The sequence below is a fragment of the Bacillus sp. FJAT-29814 genome (genome assembly GCF_001510715.1).
In the GTDB taxonomy this organism is placed as follows: domain Bacteria; phylum Bacillota; class Bacilli; order Bacillales; family Cytobacillaceae; genus Neobacillus.
In genome coordinates, this window is the sequence record NZ_LMTJ01000014.1 from 58,394 (window position 1) to 85,121 (window position 26,728).

Consider the following 26,728-nt stretch of genomic DNA (forward strand, 5'->3'; position numbering starts at 1 on the left):
GTGCAACTTTAGTGACCACAATTTGACCACGAAACATATAGAAGGATATATTATTTCATTTCCAATGGAACCTAGAAAAGCCGGTTTACCCGGCTTTTTTAGTGAGTGTATTGATTTGTGTTTTTCCATATTTACTATAAGAATTAAAGAGCGTAAGAAGTACGGTCTTAAAGGCGCTCGTCGTGCACCTCAGTTCTCAAAGCGTTAATTATCAACGTTTCGAAGGCTCTCAAGCATTTTGCTTGGGGGTCTTTTTTATCCCGGAAAAGTACTTTTGATCACATTTTGACTACAGAAATAAGAGGGTCCGCACTTATCGGTGGGGATCAGGTTAAGCACCCGAGCTGATAAATAGACGGAAAATTTCCGCCTACTAAGTAATTTTTTTAAAAAAAGACTTAAATAGACGGAGAGATTCCGCTTATCGACTTGATAAACGTAAAAATGAGGGATTTTGCTTTGCATAACCGGAAATCCTCCCCTTATTTCCCCGAAAACGAGCTCTATTCTTCGTTTAACCGGAAATTCTCCGCTTATTTTACTTTTTTACATACCAATAGTGCTGCCAATACGATTGTCATTTCGGAACGGAACCCTTTACCAAATTGCTTGGGGGTCTTTTTTTATAGGTAAAATCGCGACTCTTTTTTGAATAAAAGTCCTTTTAAAGTTCCTACATAAGAAAAGATGCAATGGGCAACATAGCCATAGCAATAAAACATGACCCAAAATTGTAAATTATTACGATAGCATACTAGTATACAACAAAGAAGTATTTGTGTAAGATTGTATTAAAGGGCTTTCATTTTCTGTTCTATAAAATAGGGCTGAGTATTTATTATGATGATGAAATCCTTTGATGATGAATTACCTTACTAAGGAGGATACATATGTCAAAAAAGGTAGATTTAAAAGCAAAACCATATAACCTGACCGATGAGGACATTAAATGGGTGCAGGACACAATCCAATCCATGTCAACCGAAGAGAAGATTGGCCAATTGTTCGTTAATATGGGCTCAAGCCGTACAGAAGAATACTTAACAGATATGGTAAACAACTATCATATTGGCGCTGTTCGCTATAATCCGGGAAAAGCCGAAGAAGTATATGATCAAAACAAAATCCTTCAAGAAAACAGCAAAATTCCTTTGCTGATCGCTGCTAATACCGAAGCGGGTGGAAATGGTGCTTGTACGGACGGTACTGAGGTTGGAGTGGAAGTGAAAATTGGCGCAACCAAGGACACAAAATGGGCGTATGAAATGGGACGAGTTTCTGGTGTGGAAGCTTCGGCCATTGGCTGTAACTGGAGCTTTGCCCCAATCGTTGATATTAACTATAACTGGCGCAACCCCATCATTTCTAGTCGTTCATTTGGCTCTGACCCAGATTTGGTTCTTGAAATGAGTCTCGCATACATGAAAGGAATCCAAGAAAGCGGGATCGCTCCGGCTGCGAAACACTGGCCTGGGGATGGTGTTGATGAGCGCGACCAGCATCTATCCTTCAGCGTCAACAGCCTATCAACCGAGGATTGGGATAAGACGTTCGGTAAAGTATATCAAGGCTTAATCGATGCCGGCCTGCCGTCCATCATGGCTGGACACATTCATTTGCCTGCCTATCAAAGACATTTTAATCCTGATGTGAAAGATGAAGAGCTGCTTCCAGCTACTCTTTCTAAAGAAATCACAACCGATTTGTTGCGCGGAAAATTAGGTTTTAATGGAGTAGTTGTAACTGATGCCAGCCACATGCTGGGGCTGACAGGAGCCATGAAGAGAAGTGAACTACTGCCAACATCCATTGCGGCAGGATGTGATCTATTCCTATTCTTTAATGATCCCGATGAGGATTTCGGGTACATGATGGATGGCTATAAAAAAGGAACTATTACGGAAGACCGCCTGCAAGAAGCTTTAGAGCGTATTTTAGGCTTGAAAGCAATGCTCGGTCTTCATAAAAAAGCTAAAACTGGAATTTTACCACCTAAAGAGGAAGCACTAGCTAAAATCGGCCTTCCGGAAAATAAAGCATTGTTCAAAGAAGTAGCGGATCAAGCGATTACTTTAGTAAAAGATAAACAAAACATCTGGCCAGTTACTCCTGAAAAGTACAAGCGCGTATTGTTAGTTGATGTTAAAGGTGTACAAGGCGGATTCGGTGCATTGATTGGCAGTAAAGAAAAAGCTGTTGATATGATGAAAGAATTGTTGGAAGCAAAAGGGTTCGAAGTTACTGTCTGGGAATCGACGGAAGAGAAAATCATGAAACTTCCAGAGGAAGAAAGATTCGCCGCCATAGCCAACGTATATGCGCAAAAGCGGCCAATTACGGATTTAACAGATCATTATGATCTGATTATTAATATCGCCAATGTGAATCCGGGAACCGTACAAAGAATCGTTTGGCCAGCAAGTAAAGGGACACCAGATATTCCCTTCTATATCCATGAAGTGCCAACTATTTTTGTATCTGTTCAATACCCATATCATCTTGCAGACGTACCACAGGTAAAAACGTACATCAATACGTATGACAGCAAGAAGCAAACGCTAGAGCTGCTTGTCGACAAATTAATGGGACAGTCCGAGTTTAAAGGCGATAGCCCTGTTGATGCATTCTGCGGCTTTATTGACACTCGTATCTAATAAATTAGCCCTCAGCCTAATGTGTTGGGGGTTACTTCTTTTAAAAAGCAAATAATTATAAAAAGCTTTTATTAAAAAATCAAGTGGAAAATGCATTTGGAAGTTATTTTAGAAAAAAAACGTCGAATTTGTTAACGGTTACAATTTCCTGTTGCAAACTCTTTTTCTGCATGCTAGTATACTAGTATATCGAAGAAAAGGAGGGAACAAATCTTATATCCACCTTGTTATAGAGAGCCTGGTCGATCTGAATTTGAAATGATTACTGTTTTTAATATTTTCTTGTTGGGAATTTTAACAAAGAGAGATCGAACAAGCAGGGTAGGATTTGGGTATAAGAATAGATTGAGATGCCCTATTTTCTTTGTTTACTAAATTTATTCAGCAAAATGAAATCGCTTTAACACATCGTGATTCTAACTTTTGGGGTGAAAAAAATGGAAAAAAAACGTCCTTTTGGTACGAGAGACAAGTTTGGTTATTTGTTTGGTGATTTTGGCAACGATTTCTTCTTTATGCTTGTATTAGCATTCTTAATGGTATTTTATACAGATGTTCTGCATTTAAATCCTAAAGCTGTAGGCCTACTGTTTGTGGTTGCACGTTTATGGGATGCGTTTGCTGATATGGCATGGGGTCGTTTTATTGATACTAGGACGACCGGGAAAAACGGGAAATTTAGACCATGGATTTTGAGAATGTCCTTTCCGCTTGTCATAACTGGTGTTTTAATGTTTGCCTATATTCCAGGAATGTCACATGGGTTTTATTTAGCTTATGCTTACGTGACCTATATTGTTTGGGGAACATTATATAGTACGGTTAACATCCCTTACGGATCAATGGCGTCTGTTATGTCAGCTGATCCTGTAGAGCGTACAGCCTTATCTTCTTGGAGAACAGTCGGGTCACAATTGGCAGGATTAGTCATAAATGTTGTCGGACCTATCATTCTGTTTGTAGACAACAAAGCAGTTCCAAGCCGCTTTTTCATGGCAGCACTTATTTTTGGCCTATTGGCAATTGCATGTTACATTGCTTGTTATAGAATGACTACTGAGCGCATTGTTGTGAATGAAAAAGCTAAGTCTAAAGTTAAAAAAGGCGCAACACTAAAAGGTATTGCCAAAAACAAACCATTAATTTTCTTCCTTGCCGCTTCGCTAATTTTCATGGTAAACCTGATGTTGATTGGTGCGGTGAACGTTTACTTGTTTAAAGATTACTTTGGAACCGCTAAAGCTTTAAGTTTTGTCGGTCTAATACAATCTGCAGCTGTATTTGTAATGGCACCATTCATTCATAAATTAGTGAAAAAATTTGGTAAAAAAGAATTGGTATCTGTAAGTATTTTAGTGGCAGGTCTTGTGTATGTAGCTTTATATCTGCTGCCGAACTTAAGTGCAACGCAATTCACTGCTCTCCTAGCTATTGCAATGCTTGGTTATGGTACATTTAACCTTGTGATCTGGGCATTCGTTACTGATATTATTGATTATCACGAATATTTAACTGGGTTGCGTGAGGATGGCACGATTTATGCGATCTATTCGATGGCACGTAAAATTGGACAAGCTGTTGCCGGAGGAGTCGGTGCTGCAGCCATTGCAGCTGTTGGGTACAACTCTCAACTCGAAGTACAAACAGCTGAAACGCTTCGTGGAATCCATATGGTTGGTACGCTCATCCCTGCAATCGTATTTTTGAGTGTATTTGTAATCATTACATTCCTATATCCTTTAAACAAAAAACGTACAGAACAACTTGCTGCTGATTTATCTGAAAAGAGACAAGCTGCTGTGTCTGGAAAAACAGCATAATTCATAAAAAAGATAGTTAATCGCGTGTTAACTATCTTCTTCTTTTCGCATTATATTGTGTGAATGCTGTCACAAATGGTATTATGGGTATAGATTTGTTCAATTGAAGGGGTAACCAATAGGGAGTGTACCAAAGTATGGTGACAATATCGTCAAAGCTGCCTGGTGAAAACAATAAAGAATTTGCTTATAGAATCATCAAAGATTCGATTATGTCATTGGAATTAGAACCAGGACAGGCTATAAGTGAAATAGAATTGGCGGCGGCATTACAGATATCACGTACGCCAATCAGAGAAGTTTTAGGCAAATTGCGGGAGGAGCACTTAGTAGAGGTAATACCACAGGTAGGGACCTATATTTCAAAAATTAAGCCGCAATTGATTAAAGAAGCCTCTTTTATGCGTTATACGTTAGAAAAAGAAATCTTAAAGCTCTCGTGCGAACAATTCCCAAAGGCCAATTTATTCGATTTGAAAAAGAATCTGGCGCTGCAGGAGGATTTAATCGGCTGTAAAGGTAAAGAGAGAGAGTTTCATAAATTAGATAAAGAGTTTCACAGGATTATTTTTGAAGGCAAAAAAAATGAAAATATCTGGACCGCCATTATGAGGATCAGTACACATTATAACCGGATCAGGCTACTATCGGAAATGCAGCATAATTTCGATGAACCGATTGCCCAGCATGCAAAAATTATTGAAATCCTTGAAACGAAAGATTGTGATGCAGTAGAAGAAATAGTGAGACAGCATATCGTTGAACCAATGAAGCATTGGGACGATTTATTTAAAGAAGGCAGTCCTTATATAAAATATTTTGAAATGGTTGACCAAAATCCAGTATTCCTATAGTAGATAGGGATACTTTTTTTATGCCGAAAAAATTATATACTTTTTTGTGAATAAAGCATTTTATCATTGAAAAATTTACCCAGAGTGTGCTAGTATACAAGTATACAAGTTGTGCAAGGATGGAAAAGACGCTTGGAATGTATATTCTAGCAGTTTTATTACATCCTATTAGTGTTTGTTTGAATGTACACGGTTTCAGCTGGCAAAGAACTTTGTGTAAAGCCAGCCATTGAACCGATGTAAAGGTTCGTAATTTATTATGGGCAAGGTGATAGTAGATGTTGCAAAAATACGAAGTACTTAACGAAATGCACAAAGGTTATTTAGTTGCGGTTATTCGTGGAAAAAATAAAGAGGATGCTGTTGAAATTTCCAAGCAGGCCTTCCAAGGCGGCATTCGCTCACTTGAAGTGACATTCTCAACACCAGGAGCTGAAGAGGCAATTGCTGAACTGGTGCGATCTGGCGACAGTCAAATGATTGTCGGAGCAGGGACAGTGTTAGATGCTGAAACAGCTAGAATTGCCATCATGAAGGGTGCGCGTTATATCGTTAGCCCGCATTTTGATGGGGCGATCGCAACGATGTGCAATCGTTATGCCACCCCTTATTTACCTGGCTGCGGTTCTGTAACGGAAATTATGAACGCTCTCTCATATGGAGTAGATGTAGTAAAGCTATTCCCAGGGAGTCTGTTAGGACCTGGGTACATTAAGGATGTAAAAGGACCAATTCCACATGTTGAACTAATGCCATCGGGCGGCGTCAGCCTTGATAATCTTGACAAATGGGTGAAAAACGGCGCCTTTGCTGTAGGAATTGGCAGTGCGTTAACCAAAGGTGTTGCAGGTGGCGACTATAGTTCAGTTCAAACAGTAGCCCGTTCCTTTATGGATAAACTGGCCTCGATTAAGGCGGAATAAACATGAAAAAAGTGGTAACCCTTGGAGAAATCATGCTCCGCTTGTCAGCGCCCAACTATCAAAAGATTGTCCAAGCTCAGTCTTTTGATGCCGTTTATGGCGGCGGGGAAGCAAACGTTGCCGTCTCATTGGCGAAATTTGGTTTGAACAGTTCCTTTGTAACAAAAGTGCCACAAAGCGCGCTAGGTACCAGTGCAGAGCAGCAATTAAACCGCTTTGGTGTCAGCACGGAACATGTCCTTCACGGCGGCGACCGGCTTGGGATTTATTTTTTCGAAAAAGGCTTTTCCATCAGGCCTTCCAAAGTATATTACGATCGAAAAAATTCTGCATTTGCGCTGTCGAAGGTCGAGGAATATGATTTCGATGCTATTTTTGCAGATGCGAATTGGTTTCATATTAGCGGGATCACACCCGCTTTAAGTGATGAGTTATTTCAGCTTTCAAAGAAAGCGCTGGAAACGGCAAAAGCAAAAGGGTTAACAACGAGCTGTGATCTTAACTACCGTAGCGCCTTATGGTCGTTCGAAGAGGCCCGCGTAAAAATGACGGAGCTGATTCCGTACGTTGATGTCTGCATCGGAATTGAACCGTTGGCTCTTCTGGGTGATGATGGGCAGGATATAAAGGACCGCTTGCCGAAAAATCCGTCTCCTGAAGATTATGTACCTGTGATGGAGCAGCTTCGTGACCGGTTTGGAATCCGCTATGTGGCGTTGACGAAGAGGGAACACGTGTCTGTTAATTGCAATCGATTGCAGGCATATTTATATGACGGCAGTCAAATGTATCAATCAACAGAGGTTGAGGTCGATATCGTTGACCGGGTAGGAACGGGTGACGCTTTCTCCGCAGGAATTATTTATTCATTAATTAGTGATTATAAACCGCAAGATGCAGTTGAATTTGCCACTGGTTGTTTTGCCCTGAAACATACAATCGAAGGGGACGCCAATTTAATCCCAATCTCCGATGTTGAAAAATATATGAGCGGGTCGTTTTCGATTAATCGCTAAAAATACATATAAACAGGAAGGGGTGTTTCATGTGGGAGCATTTATTCATGATAATTTTATGCTGAAAAATAAAACGGCTGTCGATTTGTATCACAAGTATGCCAAGGATATGCCTATTTATGATTATCATTGCCACCTCTCGCCAAAGGATATTGCCGAAAACCGCAAGTTTAACACAATAACCGAGCTATGGCTGGAGGGCGACCACTATAAATGGCGGGGCATGCGGGCAAACGGCATCGATGAGCGCTTTATCACTGGCGATGCCAGTGACAAGGAGAAGTTTGAAGCATGGGCTAAAACGGTTCCAAATACCTTGGGTAACCCATTGTACCATTGGACGCACCTAGAATTGAAAAAATACTTTGGGATTGAAGAACTGCTGAATGAAGATACTTGGGAACGGATTTGGGAGCAGTGTAATGCTTTATTGCAGCAGGATGATTATTCCGTTCAAGGCTTAATCAAACGATCCAATGTCAAAGTCATCTGTACAACAGATGATCCGACCGATGATTTACATTACCATGAACAAATTAAAGGATTGAAGGACTTTCCGGTAAAGGTTCTTCCTACTTACCGCCCGGACAAAGGTGTCGAAATCAATAAGGATACGTTCACTGGGTTTGTCGGGAAACTGGAAGAGGTAATCGGCAAAAAGATCTCTTCGTTTGAAGATTATTTATCCGCTCTTGAAGAAAGAGTTGAATACTTTCATGAAAAAGGTGGGCGGATATCGGACCACGGTTTATCTGAAATCCCATTTGCATCATTTGAAAAAAATGAATTGGACGCGATTTTTCAAGCTGGACGAAATGGCCAGACTGTCAGCACGGAGGATGAGAATAAATTCAAGACGGCTGTACTCATCCATCTTGCAAAATGCTACAAAGAGCTTGATTGGGCGATGCAAATCCATTTTGGCGCGATTCGTAATAACAATACAAAAATGTTTGGCAAGCTCGGCCCGGATGCAGGATATGATTCCATCAGTGATCAAGGGGAAGTAGCTGTACCGCTAAATGCACTGCTTGCTGCATTCGATGAAGTCGATGGATTGCCAAAAACCATCCTTTATAACCTGAATCCGATTCACAATGAGTTGGTTGGCAGTACATTAGCCAACTTCCAAACGGAAGCAGGAGTACAAGGCAAGATTCAGTTAGGTTCAGGCTGGTGGTTTAATGATACAAAACAAGGCATGATCCGCCAAATGAATGCCTTGGCCGACCAAGGTTTGTTAATGCATTTTGTTGGGATGCTGACTGATTCACGCAGCTTCATTTCCTATAGCCGCCATGAATATTTCCGCCGAATTCTATGTAATTTGGTTGGGGAATGGGTTGAGGACGGCGAGGTTCCAAATGACGAAGCACTGCTGAAAAAGCTGATTGAGAATATTTGCTACAACAATGCAAAAAAATATTTTAGCATAGAAGTTTAAATAAGGAGGCGCTTTAAATATGAAAATGAGTTTTCGTTGGTACGGAAAAACAGATTCCATTCCATTGGAATACATTCGTCAAATTCCGGCGATGGAGGGGATTGTAACTGCCATTTATGATATCCCAGTTGGGGAAGCATGGCCAATGGATAAAATTGAAGAGTTAAAAAGCACGGTAGAAGCGGCTGGATTGTACATCTCAGTAATCGAAAGTGTTCCAGTACATGAGGACATCAAAATCGGCTTGCCGACTCGTGATAAGTATATTGAGAATTACAAAGAAACGATCCGCAATCTTGGTAAAGCCGGTATCCCGGTTGTTTGCTACAACTTTATGCCAATCTTTGACTGGACCCGTACAGATTTGGAATACCGCCTTCCAGACGGTTCAACCGCTCTTATTTTTGAAGAAGAGGTTGCCAAGAAAATGGACCCTCTAACTGGCGAACTTTCCCTTCCAGGATGGGATTCTAGCTATAAAAAAGAAGATTTACAAGTATTATTTGATCATTACAAAAATGTAGACCATGAAAAGCTTTGGGAAAACCTCGAATATTTCATTAAAGAAATTATTCCTGTTGCAGAAGAAGCAGGCGTAAAAATGGCCATCCACCCAGATGATCCGCCATTTGATATCTTTGGCTTGCCGCGCATCATCACTAACAAAGAAAATCTTGAAAGATTTGTTAACCTGTATGACAGCCCGTATAACGGCTTAACGATGTGCAGCGGATCTCTTGGTTCACATCCGGAAAATGATTTCCCTGAAATGCTCCGTTACTTCGGCCAAAAAGGCCGTGTAAACTTCGTTCATGCTCGTAACGTTAAACTTACTGGCGGAATGTCGTTCGAAGAGTCAGCGCATCCATCTAAATACGGTTCTGTTGATATGTATGAAGTCATTCGTGCGATGAAGGACTTTGAATATGATGGTCCCATCCGTCCTGACCACGGAAGAATGGTTTGGGGCGAAACTGGGAAGCCAGGTTATGGATTATATGACCGTGCTTTAGGAGCTACCTATTTGTACGGCTTATGGGAAGCAGAAAACAAGAATCGTAATCGCAAATAAGCGAATCTGATAAGGGGGATCACACAATATGACAGTGCCATTTAAAGTAGATTTATCAGGAAAAGTAGCCGTTGTAACCGGAGGCGGTGGAGTTTTAGGTTCTTATTTTGCCAAAGCATTGGCAGAATGCGGCGCAAAAGTTGCCATTCTTGATTTAAACCAAGAACCTGCCGACAAAGTGGCAAACGAAATTAAAGAAGCAGGCGGAACAGCGATTGGTGTCGCTGCAAACGTATTGGATCGGGAAGCACTTGAAAAAGCAAGAGAAATCGTCGAAAAAGAACTTGGAACTTGCGATATCCTTCTTAACGGTGCAGGCGGAAACAATCCGCGCGGAACGACTGATGATGAATTCTTTAACTTAGAAGAAGTGAAAAAGAATCCAGAAATGAAAACATTCTTTGATCTAGATCCTAAAGGTGTTGGATTTGTATTCGACTTAAACTTCTTAGGAACATTACTTCCTTCTCAGGTATTTGCTAAAGCGATGACTGAGAAAAAAGGAAGCTGCATTATCAACGTATCATCGATGAATGCCTATACACCATTAACAAAAATTCCGGCATACAGCGGTGCAAAAGCAGCAATCAGTAACTTTACACAATGGTGTGCCACTTACTTTGCAAAAGCAGGCATTCGTGTCAATGCGATCGCACCAGGATTCTTAGTTACTGCCCAAAATCAAAAGTTATTATTTAATGAAGACGGTACACCAACCGCAAGAACTGGAAAAATCCTAAACAGCACTCCAATGGAAAGATTTGGTGAGCCGGAAGAACTTATCGGCGGTGTATTATTCTTAGCCAGCGAAGAGGCAGCAAGCTTTGTTACAGGCGTTGTTCTTCCAATCGATGGCGGATTCTCTTCTTACACAGGAGTATAATAATACGATTGCGAACAGAATGAAGGTTGTTAGTCCGGTTGTTGGATTGGCAACCTTTCATTTATGTTCTTTTTAAAAAATTGCAGTGATATGAAAGAGGTGTTTAGTAGATGAAAGATAAAATCACAGATTTTCAGAAATCCAAGGACTTTTTGGTATGTGTAGACTCAGACGGCTGTGCCATGGATACGATGGACGTAAAACATAAGGTGGCGTTTGGTCCTGAGGCTGTTAATGTTTGGAATCTCGAACATATTAAGGATCATTTTCTTAACGTATGGAACGATATCAATCTTTATACCAAAACAAGAGGAATCAACCGTTTCAAAGGCGTTGTAACTACCTTTGCAGCACTTGAGGCGGAAGGTATTGAGATGCCGGATATCTCTTCTTTTAAAAAATGGACGGAAACGACAAATGAGCTTTCAAATCCATCTCTTGAAAGAGCAATCGCGGAAACTGACGATGCAGGGTTGAAGAAAGCGCTCCAATGGAGTCATGCCGTCAACCGCACCATTGAAGAAAAACTGGCTGGCAACGACAAGCCGGTTGAAGGTGCTAAAGAGGGATTAAAGGCAGCCAAGGAAGTTGCCGATGTTGCGATTGTTTCTTCAGCAAATGGAGCGGCCGTATTAGATGAATGGACAAGACATGAACTTTCTGTGCATGTTGACGTCATGCTTGGGCAGGAAGCGGGCACAAAAGCTTATTGCATTGAGCAATTAAAAAAGTCCGGCTTCGATAACACCCATGTATTAATGGTTGGCGATGCCCCAGGAGATCTAGATGCTGCACAAAAGAATGGAGTTTTATATTATCCAATCTTGGTCGGCAAAGAGAAATTTTCTTGGGACCGTTTCAGAAATGAAGCTTTAGGAAAATTCATTGATGGAAGCTTTGCAGGCGATTATCAGCAAAAATTGATCAATGAATTTAATGATAACTTGAAGTAATTTTAAGGAGGACTGACGATGGACCGCAAAATTGCGGCAACAAATGTTCCGATGCCAAAAGTAGATTTAAAAGCGAAACCATACAATTTATCTGATGAAGATGTTAATTGGGTAAAAGATACGATTGCGGGAATGTCAGTTGAAGAAAAAATCGGCCAATTATTCATTAACCTGTTTTTCTTTGGTGGAGACCAATTCAGCGGAAATAAATTAACAAACACGGAAATCCTAAAAAAATACCATATTGGCGGCGCCCGTTATCAAGGTGGCACTGCCGAGCAGGTACAGGATTTAATTAATGAATTACAGTCCAACACGAAAGTTCCGTTATTGGTTGCGGCAAACTGTGACTCTGGCGGAAACGGCGCGATGAATGACGGCACATATGTAGCCAAAGCGGCTATGTGTGAAGCTTCGGGGGACGAGCAAGTTTCTTTTGATGCCGGTTACGTAAGCGGCCGCGAAGAGCATGCAATCGGAGTGAACTGGAACTTTGACCCTTGTGTCGATATCCTTAAAAACTGGAGAAACACGATCGTTAATACGCGTGCATATGGCACAAATGCCGAAACAGTCATCAAGCATACAAATGCCTATATCAAAGGATTAACTGAAAGTAATATAGGTGTTTGCATTAAACACTGGCCTGGCGATGGTACAGAAGAGCGCGATCAGCACTTGGTAATGGGCGTGAACGAACTGAGTGTTGATGAGTGGGAGGAATCCTTCGGTCAAGTATACCGCAACCATATCGAAAATGGCGTTCATTCAATAATGGCTGGTCATATTGCCTTGGCAGAGTACCAAAAACAATTGGTTCCTGGCTTAGAAGATCGTGATGTATTACCGGCAACTTTAGCTCCTGAATTAATCAATGGTTTATTAAAAGATAAATTAGGCTTCAATGGCTTAGTTCTTACAGATGCTACTCATATGCTGGGAATGACTGCAGCGATGCGCCGTGAAGACTATGTTCCACAAGCCATTGCTGCCGGCTGCGATATGTTCTTATTCTTTAATAACATTGATGAAGATTTCAATTTCATGCTTAATGGCTATAAAAATGGTGTGATTAAGGAAGAGCGCCTTCAGGATGCCCTTGAAAGAATCCTCGGCCTTAAAGCGGCAATCGGCCTGCACAAAGCACAAAAAGAAGGCAATTTGCTTCGTACCAGAGAGGACTTAAAAGTAGTCGGAAGCGAGGACCATATTGAACGTGCCAAGAGAGCGGCTGATAAAGGCATCACATTAGTGAAAAATACATTGGATCAACTTCCGATTCGTCCGGAAACCCATAAGCGCATCCGTCTTTACTACCTAGAAGGGGAAAAGGGCGGCATTTACGAAGCAGGTTCAAAAACACTCGATAATATTGTTGCTGAATTGGAAAGCCGCGGATTCGAAGTAACAGTGAACGATGGTACTACACGTATTAAAGGCCCTACGTTAAAATATCGTGAAGAAGTAGATGCGGCATTGGTTTTTGCTAATGTTATTGGCTATGGTGCACAAAACAATTACCGAATCCAGTGGAAAACAGCGATGAGTAACGAAGTGCCTTGGTATGTATACGAGGTGCCAACAGTATTCGTATCATTAAACTTCACAACTCATTTAACGGATGTCCCAATGGTGAAGGCTTACATCAATGCTTATAACGATGATGAAATCACCATCAAGGCTGTTGTTGATAAAATCATGGGGGAATCCGAGTTCCAAGGAACACCAAACGAAAATGTCTGGTGCGATAAGTGGGACACGAGACTATAAGTTTAAATGTAAAATGGCATTGAATGAAGGACCCTAAACCGAATGGTTAGGGTCCTTTTTGTTGATAGGAAAAAAGGGCCTAGTTATTAAAAATATAATGTTCAAAAGCATAAGCTACGCCATGTTCATCATTTGTTAACGTCACAATATCGGCATGTTTTTTGACTTCTTCTTCAGCATTTTCCATGGCAATCGATAGTCCTGCAGCATGAAACATCGGAATGTCATTTCTTTCATCACCAATGGCAACCGTATCTTCAAGCGGAATGCCAAAGTGGCGCGCCATTGCTTTTAAACCATTCCCTTTGTGGCCATTCATATGTGTGACCTCCAGATTAAAAGGGGAAGAGGAAGCAATGGTAATTTCCTCAATGGCTTCCATATTAGTCTGCAACCGTCCTTTTTGCTCGGGTTCAAGCCCCAAAATAAGAAACTTTAGCACAGTAGAATCTTCTGTAAGGACTTCCTCAAATTGATTAAAAATGGGCTGTCCATATACATGAGGAGGAGTAGTGAACATTTTATAATCTTTATGAGTGTAGTATTCTTCCGGAACAAGGCCCGATGATAAAACTTTCTCAAATCGTTCCAGCCAATGCTGATGGGCAAAGGTAATTTTGTCGGTACAGATTTTATAAGGCATATATTCCTTTTCCAACTCTAAGGCGATTCTTTGGCTTTGAGTTAGGGACAAAGTAGTTAACTCTATCAATTTTCCATCCACATACAAAGCCGTACCATTATTGGCGCCAACAGGGCAGCTCAAGCCGTATTTGTCCAGCTCGGCATTAACCGATTCAGGCCCACGGCCAGATAACGCCATCACAATATGCCCTCGCTCCTGCGCCTTTTTAATAGCCCGGATGTTTTCTTCACTGATCTCTTTTTTTGAATTTAAAGTAGTACCGTCCAAATCAAGTGCAATTAGTTTTTTCATAGGATGCCTCTCCCTTTACCTGAACTCTCTATAGCTCTTCAAGAATTAGTTCTTTTTCTACTGTATTTTCTCCTACATAGGTCCATACCCCACGTAATGTTCTTTCCATAGGTCTGAGGATGCAGGTACCCCCAACAAACTGCGAAGCTGCATTTAGCTGGTTGAAAGCCGCATTTAGGACGCCTTGGTCATTAAACATACCAATGAGCTCACCATATACGATATTTCTGCCATTATATGTTGCTTTAACTATATTTTTATTTTGCTTAAAGTAAAAGGTAGTTTCGGATGTACGATCGCCTTTGTCTTTATTGGTCGTACTAATAAAAATCTTATTATGGAAATTAGCCATGTCCACCACTCCAAAATTCTAGGCTTGACAGAGTATTGAATCTAACAATAGAGCAGTGTATGCACACACCGCTCGTTCTAATGAAGTAATTTATTTATGGCCAACGATTGGATGCGGCACATATGGTTCTTCCAAGAAGGCCATTTCTTCAGGTGTTAACTTGATTGATAGTGCACCTACCGCATTTTCGAGATGAGAAATTTTCTGCGCCCCGATAATCGGTGATGTTACTGGCTCTTTACTCAGCAGCCAGGCAAGGGCGATATGGACGCGGGGAACTCCATATTTTTCGGCTAGTGAGGCAACCCGTTCGACGACCAATCGATCGGCATCTGCCGTCGCATCATACTTGGACCTCTGAACCATATCGGTTTCGGAACGATGCGTTGTTTCTGACCAATCACGGGTCAATCTTCCTGAGGCAAGGGGGCTATATGAAGTCACCGCAATTTTTTCCTCCGTGCAAAGCGGCAGCATCTCCCGCTCCTCTTCGCGGTAGATGAGGTTGTAATGGTTTTGCATGGATACAAATTTTGTCCAGCCATGTTTCTCAGCGACATGCAATGCCTTTTGAAACTGCCAGGCATACATCGCAGAGGCCCCGATGTACCTTGCTTTCCCCGCCTTCACGATATCATGCATCGCTTCCATTGTTTCTTCAATCGGGGTATTGTAATCCCAGCGGTGGATGATATATAGATCAACATAATCGGTTCCGAGTCTCTTAAGACTCTGGTCTATTTGGCTCATGATGTGCTTTCGGGACAGGCCGCCGCCATTTGGCCCTTCATGCATCTGGCCATGCACCTTTGTGGCAATCACAATTTCATCACGATTGGCATAATCCTTTAGCGCCCGTCCAAGGTATTCCTCGCTTGTTCCGAGTGAATATACATTAGCTGTATCAAAAAAATTGATACCAAGCTCAAGGGCTTTTTTAATGATTGGACGACTGTTTTCCTCATCAAGCACCCATTCATGAACCCAGCGTTTCGCATCACCAAAGCCCATGCAGCCGAGGCAAAGTCTTGATACATCCATACCGGTATTGCCTAGTTTTGCATATTCCATATGATAAGACCCCACTTTCCAAATATATATTTCCATTATGGATGAAATTAAAAGAAACCGTTAGCTCATTCATGGCAAATGTTTGCCTAATACTCTCACAGCCACTTACACAATCGATGATTTTTCATTATAATGACTCTATTATCGAAAAAAGGGACTGGTGACCTTATGTCTGAACAAATCTTTAAGCAGCATGATGAACTGGCCAAACTCATTGAACGTTTTTCTGATGGGGAAGGTGTACACGAGACCTCCATTTCATCTTTATTTTTGATTCGTCATTCTGAAGTCTCTGAACCGATTCATGGTGTTTACAAGCCTTGTTTTTGCATTGTCGTCCAAGGTTTGAAGGAAGTGCTGCTTGGGCAGGAGCGCTTTCGGTACGGTCCTGGAGATTACTTTGTCGCTTCTGTTGACCTACCGGTTACGGGCCAAATTATGAAGGCTACTTCTTACGCACCCTATTTGGCGCTCAAGCTTGAATTTGCCCCAAGTCAAATTTTGGAGGTTATCGATGAATCTAAACTTGAAGTTGGGCGGAAAAACAATGCGAAGCGGGGCATGTTTGTTACCCAAATCGAATCATCTTTGTTGGATGCGGTAACAAGGCTGATCAATCTGTTGGACAATCCGAAAGACATACCGGTGCTCGCTCCCCTATTCACGAAGGAAATTCTTTATAGAATTCTGCAGGGGCAGCATGGGGATACACTGAAACAAATTGCGATAGAAGGAAGCAGTACCAATCAAATCAGGGACGTAATAGAAAAAATCACTACTAACTATAATAAATCGTTTCGGATTGAGGAACTGGCGGAAGTGGCAAACATGAGTGTTTCTTCGCTGCACCGTTACTTTAAAGAGGTAACGGCAATGAGTCCGATTCAATTTCAAAAACAGCTGCGATTGCAGGAAGCCCGGCGCTTGTTGTTACTCGAGTCAACAGATGCCGCCGATGTCGCATTCCGGGTAGGCTATGAAAGCCCATCGCAGTTCAGCCGTGAATATTCGCGGATGTTCGGGTTTCCGCCGCGAGAGGATATCAAGCGGTTGAGAGCGAAGTTTGACAATAGAAAAAATGCCTAATCTCCATCATTTAATCGCTAAAAAACACCCTTACTCGTTAAAGTAAAGGGTCTTTTTTGTGTTTTTTAAGTATTACTATTTTCTTGTTGGAACAGTATAATCAAGGATGGGAGTTGAGAGCATGAATAAAAAAGACATTGCCAATATTCGCAAGGAATTTAAATTAGATAATTATAAGATGAACATTCGTGAGATCTTCAATGTTTATGTCCAAAAAGAATCCGGTGAAATTTATCACCAGGTGTGCCAGCCGTTTCAAATGCTGGAACAGGAGACACAAGAATTGTTTCTCGTTAATTTTAAAAAAGTGTTAACGGGCAACCTCGATGCCAAGTTGTTTGAGCTGAAATTCAAACGGGATGTCGATTACAGCACACAATCCATCCTTTTCGAGGGATTGCAGTCTGATTCTTCCGATTGGCAGGATAACATGATTGAAATAGTCAGTAAAATGTTTGCCAACACTGCTTATGAATTTGATACAGTTGTCACTTTTATTCGAGCTGAATACCGAAAAGCGACAAAGAAGCGAAATCTAGAATCTGAAGAAGGCGGGGATGATGAGGTTTATTCCAGCCAAATCATCCTGTGCAGTCTCAATAAAACCGACCAGCCGAAAAAAGCACTCATGTTTGATTATATTGAAAAAGAGTTCAAGTCCTATCATGTCGTCGATCCGATTATTAATATGGATTCGCCGCTGTCAGGCTTTTTGTTCCCAACTTTTAATGACAATGCTGCTGATGTCAACCATATTCTCTATTGTGCCGGCAAGGCGAATCAGCCTGATTTTCGATTTATTGAAGAGGTGCTAAATTGCGAAGACATCATGACGGCCCAGGATGATAAAGACAGCTTCGATTTGATTTTAAAAGAAGTCATCGGGGACGAAGTGGATTCTAGAGTCATCTCCAATGTTTATGAGGAAATCGACAAGGTGCTGCAGGAGAATGAAGAAAAGGAAGAAAGCGAAATCCCGACGCTGGATTATCGTGATGTTGAACGGATCCTGACGGTAAGCGGCGTCGAAAATGTCGATACAGCCAAAGTGGAGCATGCCTTCAAAAGTGTCATCGCTGATGAAAAGCATGAATTCAAAGCAAGCAATTTAGTCCCGAAATCGATTAAAATCAGCACGAAGGTGGCCGATGTCACCATCAGCCCAACAGACTTGAAATACGTAAAATATATTACGTATGAAGGAAAACGTTGCCTGTTGCTGGAGGTCGATGAAGAGGTCGTCGTGGAAGGATTTAAGTTGGAGTCAGGGACACTTTAGTGCCATTTAAAAAATGAAATGGGTCCCTGCAAATGCCAGGGACCAACTTTTTACATATTATTTGTTTAGCACAAAATATTTTTCTCCAAGAAGCTCCTTTTCTTCATAAGTGCCTGAAGTTAATTCTTTCTGGATAAAGGCACTGATTTCTGATTGTTCAAGATTATACATCTCTTCAATTTCCTTAGAAAATAGAAGTTTTTCTTTTTCAAGCAGGTTGGAAATGGAAGGCAGCGCTCTTGGTTGGGGCTCTTCTCCGTTTAAAATTTGAGATAACCCGGAAACATAATAACTAAACGGGCGGCCGCCAACGATCTTTACGCCTTTCTTTTCTTCATTAACCATGATAATTGATGGAAATCCTCTGACGCCTAGGCTTCTGGCAAGACCAAAATCTTCATTTAACAATTGCTGTCCGGCCAGCTGTTCTGCTTCATTGACAATGGTTTCTCCATCAAGGCCCAGCTTGTTGACGATATCCATCATCTCGGATTTGTCGGCAATATTCCGGTTGAAGGCAAACAGCTCTTCCCGAGCACGCCGCAAGTATTCATTGGCCAATGCATCATTATGATGTTTTTGGATCATTTTATATACCCGTGAAGGCGGGTAAGAGGATTGAACAGGATTGTCGATCATCAGTGACCCATCAATTGGCATCCTCGAGTATTCGCCCACTTCTCTCCAGTGTCCAGCCACGTCCGCCGGTCCATTAATTCCGTTTGCGGGATCCACCGGTCCGTCTCCCCATTTTTCAAGCAATCCTCCCATTATGGTATGGAAGTTAAAATAGTGGCCATACTGCACGATAAAACGGCGAAGGACGGGCTCGAGTGCCCAGCAATGTGAGCAAATCGGGTCTGTCACATAATAAACATCAATTGTTTTCTTTGGTTGATTCAAGTCAAAAAACTCCATCTTGTCTTCTCCAGCTACCCCACAAACTCCCGTTTCTAAGTCACAAATCATATTATTTTTATCAGCCAATTTATTAGTCCCCTTTCAAAAGTTGTTTAGCGAGGCATCGCGTTTGCTTTATATTTGTATCCTATAACATAATGAAACAAAGCAATACCAATAGATCATCGATTTTGTCGTTTATCCAACACTATGGAAAAATTGTTGAAAAAGTAGGAGGGAGAATCACATGACGCATACAAAAACCGATCCCCGCATCCTGAGGACTCGCAAATTAATTATGGATTCTTTCATTGAACTCTCAGGTAAAAAGGAATTCAAGGATATCACCATTAAGGATATAACCACAGAAGCGATGATTAATCGAGCAACTTTCTATTATCATTTTGAAGATATTTATGACTTATTGGAGAAGGTATTATCGGAAGTCCTGTTAATCAATCTGAATGGTGATTCTTACGAAAAGGGAGAACTGAATGAAGGAACCTTTGTGAGTATTTTCGGTGCGATAACCAATTTTCAAACGTCATTATCTAACCGCTGCCATCGAGGATATGAAGACACCATTGCTCGTATTATTAGGGAACAGCTCGAGATTATTTTTTATAAAATGCTTTTGAATCAGCGACCATCAGAAAATAAGCAAGCCCTGAATACCGCTGCGGTCATGCTGAGTTGGGGACTATATGGGGCTTCTGTAGAGTGGAGAAGAAGCAGTCGCACAATTTCCCCTGAGGAATTTATCAAACCGGTCATTCCTTATATAACGCATGGAACGAAAACAGGATTGCCGTAGGCAACCCTGTTTTTTAAACTCGGTTAAAATTTTTTACTATAATGATTAGACTGTTTTCACAAAGTCAATAAATGCTTCCACTTTGCTATCCAAGAAACTGAGTGTTCCTTCATCCACCAACTGGCCTTGTTCATCAATCTTCTGATTGACGAAATTAATCAGGACCTCATTTCCTCCCGGTGGAAGAATTTTGGCCTGCATGCCAGGCGATGCTAGAATTTCACGCAGGTGCATTTGGGCCCGGACAGTTCCGAGCATTCCCGGTGTTGCGCCAAGAGCCATTACCGGTTTCCCGATGAATACCTTGTCCACCCGGGAAGCCCAATCCAACGCGTTCTTTAACACGCCAGGAATGGACCAATTGTACTCCGGTGTAATAATGATTACCCCGTCAGCATTGGCAATTTCCTGTTTAAATTCCTTTACCGCTTGTGGCGGGTCATTTTCTTCATCTTGGTCAAAATAAGGCAGGTTACGGATATCAAGCATTTTTATATTGAATTTCCCCTGATACCGTTCTTCCATTGTTTTTGCCAGCTTCAAATTAAAAGACTCTTTTCTGAGACTTCCTACGATAGTCACAATGTTCAAGTTTTATCACCTCCGAAACATATTCTACCATTTTAGTTTGAAAAACAATCATTCGATGCTCATATGCAAGCGAAAAGATAAAGTATAAATATTAAGGCAATACCTTGGATGATCAAGGAATTAACGCATCGATTCTGCAATTTCCTGCATTTTTTTCGACACCAGCGGGTAAAAATGAGTTTTTGCACTGGTGGTGGAATTGCCGCCGAAGAAATTGGTGCCAGGGCATGATTTCACATTATAGCTTGGTGCATTGTCCAATACTCTTTCGCCTGTCTTCAAATCCCACCAATGATGATAAGTAATCGTATCAATTGAGGGAGTGAGACCGAATTTAATGTTAAGGGCGGCTGTGACGTAGACAATCGATTCTTTTTGTTCGGCCGTCATCACATCATGTCCGCTATCGAAATTCCCTACATTCTCTATCATAATCGAGCCCGAGTTAGCTATTGCTCCAATCGATCCCTCTGGCTCAACATTAAATGGCCGGCACACAGCCACTTTTCCATCCGGAAAAATCGTCAGGTTTTGGGCAATATTTTTCCAGCCCATTTTTGAAACATGAAAATTCTCCATGCTCTTTAACATTTGCAGGTGGTTATGGCCGTAAAACTGTTTATAGGAAGGCAGCCAGGTATGGTGGTGTTGAATTTTGTTTATTTTTCTGGTGAAGGTTTGACTAAATAACCAATTATTAAATTCCTCCCGCGTCATCAGTAAATATGGCCCTTGGGTGTTACTTTGGGTATTGGCAGCGGTGGACGCAGGCGCTAAAGTTATGAACAGCAAAATGGAGAAAAGCAAAATAAGGTTCTTCATAGATAAAAATCCTTTCGTAAAAAAATGCCTTTATCATTAGTGTGGTATATGGTTGGAGAAGTATTCAATCAAGGCAGAAAGCGACCTTTATTAAATGGATAAAAAATTGGCAATGGAAAACGGCAGTGTCTTTTGCATGTCTTAGGAACCGCAGTTAAAGAATAGTTCTAAGAGGTGAAAAGAAGTGACAGTGATTACGACCTTTAAAGAAAAACGACGTGAAAAACAGATTAAATATGAGCGATCCGTTCTGAAGGAGCTTTCAATAAATACATTAAAAGAAAGAGTAAGGCAATATTTCGGTTCGACCAGAATCACCTCCAGTTTGATCATGAATTCCGGGGTGGAGGAGGCTTGTTATGATGTAGCCCTTGAGGCCTATTTGCTGGGAGCCAAATTCAGCAAATTTGGCTATTATGGCGAGGCTATGGAAGCCGTAAGGGCACGATGTTTTCGTGAAGAAAAGCATTTGGTTGATACGCTTTTCAACTTTCTGCTTTACTGGGGGAGCGGCGACGAAGGTGTCATGAGTGAATCGCTTTACTATTTATGTGAGCAATATGTCCATGTCTGGTGGCGGGAAGGTTTCGAAAAAGGACAGCGCCGCCACAAGCTCCGATTGCACTAAATCTAAGTTCTAAACTCCTGTCTTGTCCCATATAAATTATTGAACAAGGGACGAGCGGGAAGGAATGATTTGGTTGACAATCAAGAGGATAAAAATCATCGCGTTTGCGGTGGGACTTTTGGCATTGTTTTTCATACTTCAGATTGACTTTACCGATGAGAAGGAGACTTGGAATCTTCCGTTATCCGGTAAAATAATTCTGCTTGATGCCGGTCATGGCGGCCCCGATGGCGGAGCCGGAACCGGTGAAACGCTTGAAAAGGACATCGCCTTGGATATTACTTTAAAAGTTAGGGACTACCTGCAGCAGCAAGGGGCCCTAGTCGTGATGACCAGGACCACCGATACCGATTTGGCGGACCCTGGAACAAGGGGTTACAGCAGAAGAAAAGTAGAAGATTTGAAAAAACGCTTAAAAATGATCAATGGAACGGATAATGATTTCTTTGTCAGTATCCATTTAAATGCGATCCCGTCGCCAAGATGGAGCGGCGCTCAGACCTTTTACGCACCCCATCATAAGGAAAATGCCCGGGCGGCCAAGTTTATTCAGGAGGAGCTGCGCCGAAACCTGGAGAATACAACACGAAAAGCAAAGCCCATCAATTCCGTCTATATTCTGAAACATGCAAAAAGGCCAGGCGTTCTGGTCGAGGTAGGCTTTCTTTCTAACCCTGCAGAAAAAGCTAAATTAAAGAAGGAAGATTATCAAGAAAAAGTGGCGGCTTCGATTTATGAGGGGGTCATCCGTTATTTTACGAATGAAAGGGAATTAAAGGAAACAGATTAGGGAAGAGGAGCTGGGGGCCCACTTCCTTTTTCTGCTTATTAACATGAATAATGTGTGATAGAAATAACAGTTTACATGTCTGATTATGATATACTGAGAGATGGAAACGAATTCATTTAGCGAGGTGTGTTTATACATGTTAACAGAGGCAAGAGTACGTGAGGTTTTAGGCAGCCTTAACGATCCATTTTTACATAAAAGCTTGGCTGAATTAGATGCCATTGAGGAAATAAAAATCAAAGAGGAAAAGAATCATGTAAGCGTTAAGGTGGCAATTGCCAGAACCGGGACAAGCGAGCAATTGCAGCTGCAAACGCAAATCGTCAATTTATTGAAAGAAGCAGGTGCGGCATCTGTGGGCATTCGTTTCGGCCAGCTTCCGGATGAAGTATTGGCGGCACATCGCCATGCCGAGCCGGAACAAGAGAAAAATTTGCTTACTTCTAATACCACTACATTTATCGCCATCGCCAGCGGTAAAGGCGGCGTCGGTAAATCAACCGTATCTGTGAACCTTGCCGTTGCGCTTGCCCGCCTTGGAAAGAAAGTCGGTCTGATTGATGCCGATATTTATGGTTTCAGTGTTCCGGATATGATGGGAATCACCAAGCGTCCTGTTGTCCGTGGCGAAAAGATTATCCCTGTTGAGCGTTTTGGTGTTCAGGTGATCTCTATGGGCTTCTTTGTCGAGGATAACTCACCAATCATTTGGCGCGGCCCGATGCTCGGAAAAATGCTGAACAGCTTCTTTAGTGAAGTAGAATGGGACGATCTTGATTATTTACTATTAGATTTACCGCCAGGAACAGGGGACGTTGCACTCGATGTACACAGCATGCTGCCTTCCTGTAAGGAAATTATTGTGACAACACCGCACCCAACTGCTGCGTTCGTTGCGGCACGCGCCGGGGCAATGGCATTGAAGACTGCCCACGAGGTACTTGGCGTTATTGAAAACATGGCGTATTTTGAAAGCAAGAAGACAGGTGAGAAAGAGTACGTATTCGGCCGCGGCGGCGGTGATAAATTAGCCGAAGAACTGAATACGGAAGTGCTTGGCCGGCTTCCGCTCGATCAGCCTGACTGGAACGATGATGACTTTGCGCCATCGATTTACCAAGAAGACCATAAGCTTGGAAAAATTTATCTTGAGATTGCAGATAAAGTCATAAGCCGATTGAAATAATCAAAAACCTCTTCCGGGTTCGGGAGAGGTTTTTTTACCATCAGTTTTTCTAGTGAAAGAGGGCTTAGCCGCCGCCTCCTCCGCCTTTTTCTTCTTTACCGCCTGCTTTGGAGTTAGCCTCCTCCGCCGCTTTTAAAAGCAATTCCTGAATCTTTGCCTTAAACAGCGGGCTGTCCACGGTTTCGGTTATGACATTTTGAAGATGTTCGCGGTATTCCTTGCTCTTCAAGGCATCGGCCATCTCTTTTTGAATTTCTGGCTCTTTAAATACTTCAATCATCATGCCTCTATATTCAGGGTCGTTCATCAAATCCTTTAATAATTTTTCATTTTCGGACCTCATGTTTTTCGCTACACCCTGGGCAAACTTTGCATCGCTGAACGTCTTTTTCCAAAACTCCGTCGCTTTATCCGAAGTTAAGGTTTGTTCAATTGTATTAGCGACAACAGTTTGGTCCATCACCAATTTTTCTTTCATCTGATCATCGGACATAATTTCCTGAATTGCCTTCTTGCCATCGTCAGTCTTAAGGATATCGACCACCATTTTTTTTGTTTGGTCGTAATCAATTTGCCCTCCGCCACCGCCGCCAGTGTCACCGGATGCGCAGCTAGACAATAGCATCATGGCTGGTAAGAGGAGCATTATGCTAATTGCTCTCATTATTTGAAGCTCCTTTCACATAAGAATCCTTAATTTTATAATGAAGAAAATCAGGCAAGATTATTCGTGAGGACAACTCATTTTATGGATTTTTGAAAAATGGCTTGGTACAATCAGGAGGGTATTCATTTTTTATTATGGAGGAATAATGTGTGACAAGCCGTAATTTGGTAAGAATGTTTATGACCACATTAGTCGTTGGTGGCCTCACGACCGTGTTTGTGGGATTTATTGTACGATGGAATGAATTTGAGACCTACTTTACTGAATTTCAAATACTAGATATTGCCTCCACAGCTATTTGGCTGTTGTTTATGGGCTTCCTGTTCAGCCTGATCAGTCAGATGGGCTTCTTTGCATACTTAACCGTACATCGCTTTGGGCTGGGAATCTTTAAATCGGCGCCCCTATGGAATGGGGTGCAGATTGTTCTAATTCTATTTGGCTTATTTGATTTGGTATATTTGCGCTACAATAACTTTGCTAAACCGGGGGAATCTTGGCTGAACTATCTTTGGCCGGCGCTCTTCCTATTGGTTATAGCGCTTATCGTCGCCTGGTACAAACAAAAACAAACCAACCGCGAGGCCTTTATTCCGGCGCTTTTCTTTATGATTGTCGCAACGCTGATTGAATGGGTGCCTGCCTTAAAGGTAAATGAGCGAAGTTGGTTTTACCTGATGCTGCTAGGCCTATTGGCATGCAATGCCTATCAGTTGCTGGCCCTTCATCAATATAATCAGAAATCGCAGCTGGAAAGACAGCAGCGCGGAAAAGCCGCTGGTGCGAAAGTTAGCAAAAAAATGTAAATGTCTATAAAAAACAACCGCCATTGATATCGGGCGGTTGTTTTTTTATGGTTATTTAATTTCCTTTGAAGAAACCTCGCCATTCGCAATCATTTCGGAAACAGTAACAATCTTTAACCCTTTTTGGCGAATGTTTTGCAGGATTAACGGGATCGCATTCGCCGTTTGCTTGGCGGAATCGGAAGCGTGAAGCAGGATAATCTCGCCATTTCCGGCGTCTTTTGTATTCTCGACAATTTTTTCGACACCGGGATTTTGCCAATCCTTTGAATCCATGCTCCAATGGACGACGGTATAGCCAAGGCGCTTGGCGGTTTTTAACGTCCGTTTATCGAAATGCCCTGTCGGCGCACGAACCAGCTTAATGTCCTTCACGTTTAGCTTTTTAAAAGCCTCTTGAGCTTTTAAAATATCCCTAGCTACCTTGGTATCCTCAAGCTCACTATAGTCTTCGTAGTTATAGCCAAGAATCCCGATTTCATATCCTTCCTTCTGAATTCGGCTAACAATATCGGGATGCCGTTCAGCCCATGAGCCAGACAAGAAGAAGGTTGCCGACTTTACGTTTTCCTTTTTTAATACATCCAATATCGGCTCCGCCTTTTCATCTCCCCAGCCAATATTGAACGTCAACGCCAAATCCTTTTCGCCCCGGTAAACGGCCTTTGGTTCATCTTTTGCCGAGAAAACAGGAATCTGGCTAAGGTTCTCAATATACATGAACCAAGCTGTAAAAAAGGCTGCAATTAATACTAAAGTAACGTTTTTTAACGCCTTCCCGTTTACTACATAAAAGAAATTCATCGTTCCCCCACCTCGTCCAAAACCATCCTTGTCTCAAACATATGCTTGTTTAAATAAAAATATGAAGGAAGAATTTTTATTATAAAAAACAAAAAAATGGAAAACACTACTATAACATACACTTTGCCTGGAGGTTTTTATGTTTGGACTTTTAATCAACGACAAAGAGGTAAAAGAGATAGAATACTTAATAAAGAGAGAAATGGATGAAATCCTGTTTGATCTAAAGGATGAGCGCATTGACCATATCGTCAAACGCGCCATGGAAGAAAGGTATAAGATTTTATTTTCCTTGTTTAGAAGAGTGGCATCGCACCATGAATGCTTAAAGTACATGTGGAAGGACAAGAAAGGCCGAAAAAAACACATGTAATCTTTTTGAAAATAACCGTTGACTTTAGTTTGTTATCTTGTTATATTAATAAACGTCGCTGCTGAAGCAAAAACAATTAAAAAAAGTTGTTGACATTAACTCCAGCGGATGATATATTAATATAGTCGCTCTTGAGTGCGAACGAAATTGTTCTTTGAAAACTAAACAAACAAAAACGTCAACAATAAACATTCATTTCTTTCGAAATGAAGCCAACGTAACATTTATGAGCT

General features: G+C 41.6%; 26 protein-coding genes and 1 pseudogene. 19 read left to right on the top strand and 8 right to left on the bottom strand.

Annotation, left to right across the window (positions count from 1 at the left end; genetic code table 11):
* Positions 1 to 139 precede the first annotated feature (139 nt).
* The 11 genes and pseudogenes from rpsI to AR334_RS26830 all read left to right on the top strand — a co-directional run.
* A pseudogene (gene rpsI, locus AR334_RS29760) lies at positions 140 to 208 on the top strand (30S ribosomal protein S9); the annotation flags it as partial.
* A 682-nt stretch (positions 209 to 890) separates the two neighbouring features.
* A complete protein-coding gene (locus tag AR334_RS26785; RefSeq protein WP_066321369.1) occupies positions 891 to 2,654 on the top strand; it encodes a glycoside hydrolase family 3 protein in 1,764 nt (587 codons plus the stop codon).
* A gap of 437 nt (positions 2,655 to 3,091) precedes the next feature.
* Positions 3,092 to 4,474, top strand: coding sequence for an MFS transporter (locus AR334_RS26790; protein WP_066321371.1), 1,383 nt, complete (start codon positions 3,092 to 3,094; stop codon positions 4,472 to 4,474).
* A gap of 137 nt (positions 4,475 to 4,611) precedes the next feature.
* Positions 4,612 to 5,328, top strand: coding sequence for a GntR family transcriptional regulator (locus AR334_RS26795; RefSeq protein ID WP_066321373.1), 717 nt, complete (start codon positions 4,612 to 4,614; stop codon positions 5,326 to 5,328).
* 281 nt (positions 5,329 to 5,609) lie between these two features.
* Positions 5,610 to 6,251, top strand: coding sequence for a bifunctional 2-keto-4-hydroxyglutarate aldolase/2-keto-3-deoxy-6-phosphogluconate aldolase (locus AR334_RS26800; protein WP_156431411.1), 642 nt, complete (start codon positions 5,610 to 5,612; stop codon positions 6,249 to 6,251).
* A gap of 2 nt (positions 6,252 to 6,253) precedes the next feature.
* Entirely contained in the window at positions 6,254 to 7,267 is a 1,014-nt protein-coding gene (locus AR334_RS26805; protein WP_066321377.1) for a sugar kinase, read from the top strand.
* Between the two features lie 31 nt (positions 7,268 to 7,298).
* The gene (gene uxaC / locus AR334_RS26810; protein WP_082693128.1) at positions 7,299 to 8,711 is read left to right on the top strand and encodes a glucuronate isomerase; all 1,413 of its coding nucleotides are present in this window, start codon (positions 7,299 to 7,301) and stop codon (positions 8,709 to 8,711) included.
* A 19-nt stretch (positions 8,712 to 8,730) separates the two neighbouring features.
* Positions 8,731 to 9,783, top strand: a complete 1,053-nt coding sequence (gene uxuA, locus AR334_RS26815) for a mannonate dehydratase (protein ID WP_066321378.1) — start codon at positions 8,731 to 8,733, stop codon at positions 9,781 to 9,783.
* A 28-nt stretch (positions 9,784 to 9,811) separates the two neighbouring features.
* Positions 9,812 to 10,666 (top strand): SDR family oxidoreductase, encoded by an 855-nt coding sequence (locus AR334_RS26820; protein ID WP_066321380.1) that lies wholly within the window; start codon positions 9,812 to 9,814, stop codon positions 10,664 to 10,666.
* 110 nt (positions 10,667 to 10,776) lie between these two features.
* Positions 10,777 to 11,619 (top strand): HAD family hydrolase, encoded by an 843-nt coding sequence (locus AR334_RS26825; RefSeq protein WP_066321382.1) that lies wholly within the window; start codon positions 10,777 to 10,779, stop codon positions 11,617 to 11,619.
* An 18-nt stretch (positions 11,620 to 11,637) separates the two neighbouring features.
* A complete protein-coding gene (locus AR334_RS26830) occupies positions 11,638 to 13,389 on the top strand; it encodes a glycoside hydrolase family 3 protein (protein ID WP_253701377.1) in 1,752 nt (583 codons plus the stop codon).
* A gap of 79 nt (positions 13,390 to 13,468) precedes the next feature.
* Here AR334_RS26830 and AR334_RS26835 read toward each other — a convergent pair whose 3' ends face one another.
* The 3 genes from AR334_RS26835 to AR334_RS26845 form a co-directional block, all read right to left on the bottom strand.
* Positions 13,469 to 14,326 carry a Cof-type HAD-IIB family hydrolase gene (locus tag AR334_RS26835; RefSeq protein WP_066321386.1) on the bottom strand — a complete coding sequence of 286 codons (858 nt, stop codon included), beginning with the start codon at positions 14,324 to 14,326 and terminating at the stop codon, positions 13,469 to 13,471.
* 28 nt (positions 14,327 to 14,354) lie between these two features.
* Positions 14,355 to 14,678 carry a hypothetical protein gene (locus AR334_RS26840; protein ID WP_066321388.1) on the bottom strand — a complete coding sequence of 108 codons (324 nt, stop codon included), beginning with the start codon at positions 14,676 to 14,678 and terminating at the stop codon, positions 14,355 to 14,357.
* Between the two features lie 90 nt (positions 14,679 to 14,768).
* A complete protein-coding gene (locus AR334_RS26845) occupies positions 14,769 to 15,749 on the bottom strand; it encodes an aldo/keto reductase (protein ID WP_066321390.1) in 981 nt (326 codons plus the stop codon).
* A gap of 168 nt (positions 15,750 to 15,917) precedes the next feature.
* Here AR334_RS26845 and AR334_RS26850 point away from each other — a divergent pair, with 168 nt between their 5' ends.
* Both AR334_RS26850 and AR334_RS26855 read left to right on the top strand, forming a co-directional pair.
* On the top strand, positions 15,918 to 16,835 hold the full coding sequence (locus AR334_RS26850) for an AraC family transcriptional regulator (RefSeq protein ID WP_066321392.1): 918 nt from the start codon (positions 15,918 to 15,920) through the stop codon (positions 16,833 to 16,835).
* 121 nt (positions 16,836 to 16,956) lie between these two features.
* On the top strand, positions 16,957 to 18,114 hold the full coding sequence (locus AR334_RS26855) for a DUF4317 domain-containing protein (RefSeq protein ID WP_066321393.1): 1,158 nt from the start codon (positions 16,957 to 16,959) through the stop codon (positions 18,112 to 18,114).
* Positions 18,115 to 18,171: 57 nt separating this feature from the next.
* Here AR334_RS26855 and AR334_RS26860 read toward each other — a convergent pair whose 3' ends face one another.
* The gene (locus tag AR334_RS26860; protein WP_066321432.1) at positions 18,172 to 19,083 is read right to left on the bottom strand and encodes a DsbA family protein; all 912 of its coding nucleotides are present in this window, start codon (positions 19,081 to 19,083) and stop codon (positions 18,172 to 18,174) included.
* A gap of 178 nt (positions 19,084 to 19,261) precedes the next feature.
* Here AR334_RS26860 and AR334_RS26865 point away from each other — a divergent pair, with 178 nt between their 5' ends.
* Complete coding sequence (locus tag AR334_RS26865) at positions 19,262 to 19,828, top strand: TetR/AcrR family transcriptional regulator (RefSeq protein ID WP_066321394.1); 567 nt, start codon at positions 19,262 to 19,264, stop codon at positions 19,826 to 19,828.
* Between the two features lie 45 nt (positions 19,829 to 19,873).
* On the opposite strand, the gene AR334_RS26870 is transcribed toward AR334_RS26865, so the two are convergent.
* The gene (locus AR334_RS26870) at positions 19,874 to 20,419 is read right to left on the bottom strand and encodes an NADPH-dependent FMN reductase (protein WP_066321395.1); all 546 of its coding nucleotides are present in this window, start codon (positions 20,417 to 20,419) and stop codon (positions 19,874 to 19,876) included.
* Positions 20,420 to 20,539: 120 nt separating this feature from the next.
* The gene (locus AR334_RS26875; RefSeq protein ID WP_066321398.1) at positions 20,540 to 21,241 is read right to left on the bottom strand and encodes a peptidoglycan recognition family protein; all 702 of its coding nucleotides are present in this window, start codon (positions 21,239 to 21,241) and stop codon (positions 20,540 to 20,542) included.
* A gap of 184 nt (positions 21,242 to 21,425) precedes the next feature.
* On the opposite strand from AR334_RS26875, the gene AR334_RS26880 reads away from it, so the two are divergent.
* The 3 genes from AR334_RS26880 to AR334_RS26890 all read left to right on the top strand — a co-directional run bounded on the left by AR334_RS26880 (position 21,426) and on the right by AR334_RS26890 (position 23,845).
* Positions 21,426 to 21,869: a YbaK family protein gene (locus AR334_RS26880; protein ID WP_066321404.1), complete on the top strand. Its 444-nt coding sequence runs from the start codon at positions 21,426 to 21,428 to the stop codon at positions 21,867 to 21,869.
* Positions 21,870 to 21,933: 64 nt separating this feature from the next.
* Positions 21,934 to 22,659 carry an N-acetylmuramoyl-L-alanine amidase CwlD gene (gene cwlD / locus AR334_RS26885; protein ID WP_066321406.1) on the top strand — a complete coding sequence of 242 codons (726 nt, stop codon included), beginning with the start codon at positions 21,934 to 21,936 and terminating at the stop codon, positions 22,657 to 22,659.
* A 136-nt stretch (positions 22,660 to 22,795) separates the two neighbouring features.
* The gene (locus AR334_RS26890) at positions 22,796 to 23,845 is read left to right on the top strand and encodes an Mrp/NBP35 family ATP-binding protein (RefSeq protein WP_066321407.1); all 1,050 of its coding nucleotides are present in this window, start codon (positions 22,796 to 22,798) and stop codon (positions 23,843 to 23,845) included.
* Between the two features lie 64 nt (positions 23,846 to 23,909).
* On the opposite strand, the gene gerD is transcribed toward AR334_RS26890, so the two are convergent.
* The gene (gerD, locus tag AR334_RS26895; protein WP_066321409.1) at positions 23,910 to 24,509 is read right to left on the bottom strand and encodes a spore germination lipoprotein GerD; all 600 of its coding nucleotides are present in this window, start codon (positions 24,507 to 24,509) and stop codon (positions 23,910 to 23,912) included.
* 152 nt (positions 24,510 to 24,661) lie between these two features.
* Here gerD and AR334_RS26900 point away from each other — a divergent pair, with 152 nt between their 5' ends.
* Entirely contained in the window at positions 24,662 to 25,318 is a 657-nt protein-coding gene (locus AR334_RS26900) for a KinB-signaling pathway activation protein (RefSeq protein ID WP_066321411.1), read from the top strand.
* 51 nt (positions 25,319 to 25,369) lie between these two features.
* Here the strand turns inward: AR334_RS26900 and pdaB are convergent, their stop codons facing one another.
* On the bottom strand, positions 25,370 to 26,122 hold the full coding sequence (gene pdaB, locus AR334_RS26905; protein ID WP_066321415.1) for a polysaccharide deacetylase family sporulation protein PdaB: 753 nt from the start codon (positions 26,120 to 26,122) through the stop codon (positions 25,370 to 25,372).
* Between the two features lie 139 nt (positions 26,123 to 26,261).
* On the opposite strand from pdaB, the gene AR334_RS26910 reads away from it, so the two are divergent.
* Positions 26,262 to 26,495 carry a hypothetical protein gene (locus AR334_RS26910; protein ID WP_066321419.1) on the top strand — a complete coding sequence of 78 codons (234 nt, stop codon included), beginning with the start codon at positions 26,262 to 26,264 and terminating at the stop codon, positions 26,493 to 26,495.
* Positions 26,496 to 26,728: the final 233 nt, after the last annotated feature.